This is a genomic window from Vibrio sp. 10N.222.55.C6 (assembly GCF_041473395.1).
Lineage (GTDB): Bacteria > Pseudomonadota > Gammaproteobacteria > Enterobacterales > Vibrionaceae > Vibrio > Vibrio crassostreae_C.
Genome location: NZ_JBFRSD010000245.1, coordinates 1 through 404, shown reverse-complemented (window position 1 = coordinate 404; position 404 = coordinate 1). Strand labels below are relative to the sequence as shown.

At 43.8% G+C, this 404-nt stretch carries 1 protein-coding gene; it reads right to left on the bottom strand.

The window, feature by feature from the left end; all coding sequences use genetic code 11:
• Positions 1-404, bottom strand: a 404-nt coding sequence (locus AB4486_RS23485; protein ID WP_372118959.1) for a cytochrome-c peroxidase, incomplete at both ends; no start/stop codon positions are given.

Sequence of the window (404 nt, the reverse complement as noted above, 5' to 3'; positions counted from 1 at the left end):
AAATAAATCCTTATCTTGTGGTTTAGCGGTAAACATAAAACGACCTTGGTCTTCACTTCGCTCGGCTCCTGTTTTCGATAACCCAAAGTAACCAAATCGCATCACCATGCCTCCACCAATGTTGGTACCTTGGTGGCAACGAATACAGCCTTCTTCTTGAAAAGTTTCCCAACCTCGTTTGGCGGTTTCAGAAAGTGCTGCGCTGTCACCTTGTAAATACAGGTCGAAAGGGGCATTGGGTGTGGTCAAACCCTGCATAAATTCAATAAGAGCAGCCTTAATTGAAGCTTCGTCAATGGGCGTTGATTGTTCTTGGAATAAGTCGATGTAAGTTTTCGATTGAGACACATAATCCGTAATATGTTGCCAGTTTGAATCCATTTCATCGACGTTGTGCACTGGGC